This window comes from Daejeonella sp., assembly GCF_049655485.1.
Lineage (GTDB): Bacteria > Bacteroidota > Bacteroidia > Sphingobacteriales > Sphingobacteriaceae > Daejeonella.
Genome location: NZ_JBASJU010000202.1, coordinates 1 through 6,398 on the forward strand (window position 1 = coordinate 1; position 6,398 = coordinate 6,398).

At 43.0% G+C, this 6,398-nt stretch carries 5 protein-coding genes; all 5 read left to right on the forward strand.

What is annotated here, in order from left to right; all coding sequences use genetic code 11:
• A partial coding sequence (locus WBJ10_RS08685) for a RidA family protein (protein ID WP_424289345.1) occupies positions 1-372 on the forward strand: 372 nt, incomplete at its 5' end.
• Positions 373-1,275, forward strand: a complete 903-nt coding sequence (locus WBJ10_RS08690) for an EamA family transporter (RefSeq protein ID WP_424289347.1) — start codon at positions 373-375, stop codon at positions 1,273-1,275.
• Between the two features lie 27 nt (positions 1,276-1,302).
• Positions 1,303-3,408, forward strand: coding sequence for an ATP-dependent DNA helicase RecG (gene recG / locus WBJ10_RS08695; protein WP_424289349.1), 2,106 nt, complete (start codon positions 1,303-1,305; stop codon positions 3,406-3,408).
• A gap of 152 nt (positions 3,409-3,560) precedes the next feature.
• Positions 3,561-4,943 (forward strand): M20/M25/M40 family metallo-hydrolase, encoded by a 1,383-nt coding sequence (locus tag WBJ10_RS08700; protein ID WP_424289351.1) that lies wholly within the window; start codon positions 3,561-3,563, stop codon positions 4,941-4,943.
• 21 nt (positions 4,944-4,964) lie between these two features.
• Positions 4,965-6,233 carry an MFS transporter gene (locus WBJ10_RS08705; protein ID WP_424289353.1) on the forward strand — a complete coding sequence of 423 codons (1,269 nt, stop codon included), beginning with the start codon at positions 4,965-4,967 and terminating at the stop codon, positions 6,231-6,233.
• Positions 6,234-6,398 lie beyond the last annotated feature (165 nt).

Below are 6,398 nucleotides of genomic sequence, written 5' to 3' on the forward strand. Positions count from 1 at the left end.
ATAATTCACACAAAGAATGCACCGGCACCAATAGGGCCCTATAGTCAGGCTGTACGCGCTGGCAATATGTTATATGTTTCAGGCCAGATTGCCATTGACCCGGAAACTGATAACCTGATAAACGGGAATATTGAAGATGAAACGAAACAGGTGATGAAGAATATCAAAGAGCTATTATCTGCCTCTGGATTTTCATTTTCCGATATTGTAAAAACTACAATATTCTTAAGCGATATGGAACATTTTGTGCTGGTAAATGGCATTTATGGTTCCTACTTTCAATCTGACTTTCCCGCCCGGGAAACAGTAGCAGTTTTGGGCCTGCCAAAAAATGTGAATGTTGAAATTTCTGTGACTGCCTATAAAGCCTAAGTGAGCGCGGGAAGAGCAAAGTATTTCCTTGCCGCTTTATCATCGGTAGTAATTTGGGGCTTTTTTTCAATTCCTCTTAGACTAATTCAGGATTATAATCCACAGGATATTCTTCATTACCGCATCTTTACATCTCTTGTTATAACCTGGCTTGTTATCTTATTGTTTAGACGGCCACATCTTAGACAAGATGTCAGGAATCTTAAATCCCAAACTAAAGAAAAACGCAAGCGGATAATATGGCTAAGCCTGTTTGCTGGTGTGTTAATTACAGGAAATTGGTTTACCTACATCTATGCTGTCAACGAAGTTAGTCTGAAGTCGGCGGCTTTTGCATATATGGTATGCCCGTTAATCACAGCAATAGGTGGTTTCTTTATACTCAAAGAGGAACTTTCGCGGTTAAAGATCATTGCAGTGGTAATTGCTATCATCAGTATTGTCATTCTGGCACAGGGTTCCTTTCGGGAAGTGATGTGGTCGGTGATCATAGCTGCTTTGTATGCTTTCTATCTCATTATCCAGCGAGTCGTTGGAAATACAGACAAGCTGGTTATGCTCGGCATTCATCTGCTGATTGCTACGCTGATTACTCTACCGATTTTCCTCGCGACTTTTGACGCTTTTCCATTTGATCTGCACTTTTGGGTCATTATTGTGATAATTTCTGTTTTGTTTACCGTAGTGCCTTTATTTTTAAGCCTCTACGCATTAATGGGAATGCCATCGTCTACACTGGGAATCATAATTTATCTCAATCCAATCGTTGCTTTTGCTGTGGCATTTTTTTACTTTCACGAAGGAATCGATCCGCACCAGTTATATGCATATTCAATGCTTTTTGCTGCTGTAGTGGTGTTCAATTGGGGTACCATCAAGGAGTTGGTTAAACGATCTTCCTGAATATAAACAGTATTTAGCTTCCGGAAATTGGCAGAAAATATCTTAAAAACACCGGTCGAATACTTGAAAGGCGTAGGAACCCAGCGCGCCGACATTCTAAAAAAGGACCTTGGTATTTTTACTTATGAGGATCTCCTCGAACATTATCCATTTCGTTATATCGACAGAACACGTTTTTATAAGATCAGGGAGTTAAATGGGGAGCTGCCCGCGGTACAGGTTCTTGGCAGGATAATATCTAAAGATATAATAGGGGAAAAGCAGGCAAAGCGTTTAGTAGCAAATTTTAAAGACGATACTGGGAGCATTGAGTTGGTTTGGTTTCAGAGTATTAAGTGGATGGATAAGGTGATTCAGCCTGGATCCGTATTCATGATCTTTGGTAAGCCGACGATATTTAACGGACGGATATCGATGACTCATCCTGAATTAGAACTTTACCAGCCAAAGGCGGAGAATAAGGGGAACCTAAGTCTTCAGCCAGTTTACAGTTCAACCGAAAAACTGAAACAGTTCAACCTGGATAGCCGCGGATTACAAAGAATTCAGGCTAATCTTATTGACCAGGTTATCCGCCAGGTCGAGGAAACACTCCCCGAATATATATTACGCGAACATCAATTGATGAATCGCCAGAGGTCTTTGTTCAATATACATTTCCCTGATAATGCTGAGCTTTTAAGATCCGCCGAAAGGCGACTAAAGTTTGATGAACTGTTCTTTATTCAGCTGAAGCTGCTGCGGACTAAACTCCTCAGGACGCACAAGTTTAAAGGAAACGTTTTTACCAGCGTTGGTGAGAAGTTCAATAGCTTTTATTCTGAAAAACTACCTTTTGAACTGACTACAGCGCAAAAGCGAGTGATCAAAGAGATCCGCCAGGATACCCAAAGGGGAATACAAATGAACAGATTGCTGCAAGGCGACGTCGGTAGCGGTAAAACAGTAGTTGCCCTTATGATGATGCTGCTTGCCATAGATAATGGCTTCCAGGCTTGTCTAATGGCGCCTACTGAGATCCTGGCGCAGCAACATTATATCTCGATCAAATCATTAGTGGGTGAGGATTTTACAGAGGTGGAACTCCTCACGGGATCTACGCCAAAGAAGGCCAGGAAAGTACTTCATGAAAATCTCGAAAACGGGCAGTTAAAGATATTGGTGGGTACGCATGCACTTATTGAGGATGCGGTGAAATTTAATAATCTTGGCTTAGTGGTTATTGATGAACAGCACCGTTTCGGAGTTGAACAGCGCGCTAAACTTTGGAGAAAGAATGTCATCCCTCCGCATGTTTTAGTCATGACAGCTACTCCGATTCCACGGACGCTCGCAATGACCTTGTATGGCGATCTGGATATCTCTATTATAGATGAACTTCCAGCAGGGAGGAAACCTATCAAAACAGTCCATATGTATCATAGCCAGCGACTTAGAATGTTTGGCTTTATGAGAGAAGAGATTGAGAAAGGGCGGCAGATTTACATTGTTTATCCTCTGATAAAAGAAAGTGAGAAGCTTGATCTGCTTTATCTGGAGGCCGGCATTGAAGCTATTTCAAATGAATTCCCGCCGCCATTATTTAACATAAGTATCGTCCATGGCAAGCTGACCGCCAAAGAGAAATCTTCTGAAATGGAACGTTTTGTAAAGAAGCAGACTCAGATTATGGTTGCCACAACCGTAATAGAAGTTGGAGTTAATGTTCCAAATGCGAGTGTCATGATTATTGAAAACGCAGAACGTTTCGGCTTATCGCAGCTGCATCAGCTTCGTGGTCGGGTGGGCAGGGGCGCAGAGCAGTCCTTCTGCATCTTAATGTCTGGCAATAAACTTAGTTCAGATGCTAAAGTTCGTTTAGATACGATGGTGCGAACAAATGATGGGTTTGAAATTGCCGAGATAGACCTGCAGCTTCGGGGGCCAGGAAATATAGAGGGAACACAGCAAAGCGGGGTGCTCGATTTGAAACTCGCTGATTTGGCACAGGACCAGCAAATACTGATCGAAGCAAGAAAGGCAGTTATCAAGATTCTGGAGGATGATCCTGAATTAAAGGATGAAAGAAACAGATTACTACATCAGTATTTTGAGAAAAGAATGGGAGGGATTAGTTGGGATAAAATTTCCTAAATAGCGGTGTCCTTGCGAGGAGGAACGACGAAGCAATCTCTGATGAAGGTCGACGAGATTGCTTCGCTTTGCTTGCAAGGACACGCTTTAGTAACATGTCATGGGTGGAAAAGTACGACGTCCACTAGCGAAAAAATAACTTAATTTGCACTATGAAATTGATAGCCACATTTATCTCCACACTTTTTTTATCAGGCAGCTTGTTTGCTCAGAGTCCTGACTCCTTAATCATAAAAAGCATATATGATGAAGCACTCGGTAAAGGACATGCTTACAGCAACCTGGAATACCTTTGCAAGAAGATTGGGCCGCGATTGAGTGGTTCTCAAAACGCGCAGAAGGCTGTAGATTGGACGAAAAAAGTGATGGAAGATTACGGCTTCGACAGAGTGTATTTGCAGGAGCTAATGGTTCCTCATTGGGAACGGGGAGCTAAAGAGTCTGCTTATATATTAGAAGGGAAAAGCAAAATCCCCGTCAGAATTGCAGCACTTGGGGGCTCCATCGCTACTGCTGAACAGGGCCTTACTGCACCGATTATTGAGGTAATGAACTTCCAGGAATTACGGTCATTAGGCGAGAGCGGCGTAAAAGGGAAAATAGTTTTTTTTAACCGGCCATTTGACAACCGGCTTTTCGATCCGTTTGAAGCATATCGCGGAGCGGTAGATCAAAGAAGCCAGGGTGCTGTGGAAGCTGCGAAGTTAGGCGCGGTAGGTGTAATAGTCAGGTCGATGACCAACATCATCGATGACAACCCTCATACCGGAGGAATGCGTTATGAAGATGGAGTTACAAAGATTCCCGCTGCTGCGATAAGTACAAAAGCTGCAGAGTTGCTTAGCCAGAAGCTACGGATGACGAAGGCATCTCCTGTAAGATTGTTTTTTAAACAGAATTGCAGAACACTTCCCGATGCTGTATCATATAATGTAGTGGGCGAAATCCGCGGAAGCGTAAGTCCGGAAAAGATTATAACTGTTGGCGGTCACCTGGATTCATGGGACCTGGCCGAGGGCGCCCATGATGATGGAACAGGGATTACACAGTCCATCGAGGTGTTGAGGATGTTTAAATCCTTAAATATAAAACCCAATAATACCATCCGTGCGGTCATGTTTATGAACGAAGAGAATGGTTTAAGAGGCGGGCTGAAATATGCGGAAATTGCGAAGCAAAATCAGGAGAAACATATTGCTGCAATTGAATCTGATCACGGAGGTTTTAGTCCGAGAGGTTTCACGGTTCAGGAGTCTCCTTCTGCACTGGCACATATCCAAAAATGGACACATTTACTTGCACCTTATAAAGTGACAGAACTAATACCTGGCGGTGGCGGAGCGGATATCGGTCCGCTGAAAACTGCTGTTCCCGGAATAGTTCTGATCGGCCTAAAGCCCGACTCTCATCGCTATTTCGATATTCACCATGCCAGCAGCGATGTATTCGAAAATGTAAACAAAAGAGAACTTGAAATTGGGGCTGCATCAATGGCGTCACTGATATATCTTATTGACAAATACGGGGTCCAATAAACAAGACTTGGAATTGATTTGATGAGCGAGATCCCCCCGGTTAAGGGAAAAACTGATCCTTATATAGCTTTACGCTTTCCTGAGTTTCGCTCATATATAGCGATGCGCTTCCTTTTTACTTTTGCTTATCAGATACAGGCAGTTGTGGTAGGATGGTACATCTATCAATTGACTAAAGACCCGCTTTCGCTGGGCCTGATCGGCCTGGCAGAAGCTGTTCCTTCGATCACTGTAACTCTTTATGGGGGCTATATTGCTGATAAATCGAACAAAAAAACAATGCTCATAAAAATTATGGGTACCATGTTAATTTGCTCAATAGCTCTGGCTTTTGTGACATCAGAAGCAGCACTGGGTATTTTATCTCAGGGGATGATTATCGCTACCATGTATGCGATGATATTCTGTATTGGATTGGCTCGTGGTTTTTATTCACCCACGGCTTTTTCCATCATGGGAGAAATCGTTCCGAAAGAACATTATCCTAATTCATCAACATGGAACAGTGGCGCCTATCAATTGGGAGCAATCGTGGGCCCGGCAGCCGGTGGGCTTCTGTATGGATTTTCGGGAATAAGCTCCTGCTTTGTGGTGATCATTTCATTTATTATAATGTCGCTGTTAGCTATCATCTTTTTCATGAAGAGTCATCCTGCTAAATTTATCCCCAAGGAAAGTATCTATAAGAGTCTTGAGGAAGGCATTCGCTTTGTGTTTAAAAGCCGGATGCTGGTTGGTGCATTGAGTCTCGATATGTTCTCTGTTTTCTTTGGCGGAGCTGTAGCACTGATGCCAATATTTGCTCATGATATTCTGAAAGTAGGCTCCGAAGGTTTGGGGCTAATGCGTGCAGCACCAGCCTTAGGAGCCGTAGTCACCATGTTCATTATGGCTAAATATCCGCCTATGAATAAACCCTGGAGAAACCTTCTCCTTGCTGTGGCTGGTTTTGGTATATCGATAATCTGCTTTGGCTTGTCGCGGAACTTTTATCTTTCACTCCTGATTCTCTTTTTCGAGGGAGCATTTGATAGTGTCAGTGTTATTATACGTTCAACGATACTTCAGATACTAACCCCGGACCATATGCGCGGAAGGGTTTCAGCGGTTAACTCTATGTTCATCGGTTCTTCAAACGAGATTGGAGCATTTGAATCCGGCCTGACGGCTAAATTAATGGGAACCATTCCTTCTGTGTTGTTTGGGGGTTCAATGACGATTGCCATCGTATTTATAACCTGGCTAAAGACGAAGAAGCTGGTTCCGTTGAGTTTGAAGGAGATAAATTAGAGGACTCATCAACCATGTCATACGAAACTTTACCGAGGAGATTCTGTGTTGATTTCCAAATAAAATTGTTTTTATCTTTGTTCTTTAAGACGGTCAAGAACCAGTCTGTGTAGCGTACTGATCCTTTAGGCTTAGTGCGCTACTTCTTTTCAGATCGGTATAGTC

Coding starts and splice junctions, on each gene's coding strand:
- WBJ10_RS08700 (WP_424289351.1), top strand. CDS start 3,561: ATGAAATTGATAGCCACATTTATCTCCACACTTTTTTTATCAGGCAGC.
- WBJ10_RS08705 (WP_424289353.1), top strand. CDS start 4,965: ATGAGCGAGATCCCCCCGGTTAAGGGAAAAACTGATCCTTATATAGCT.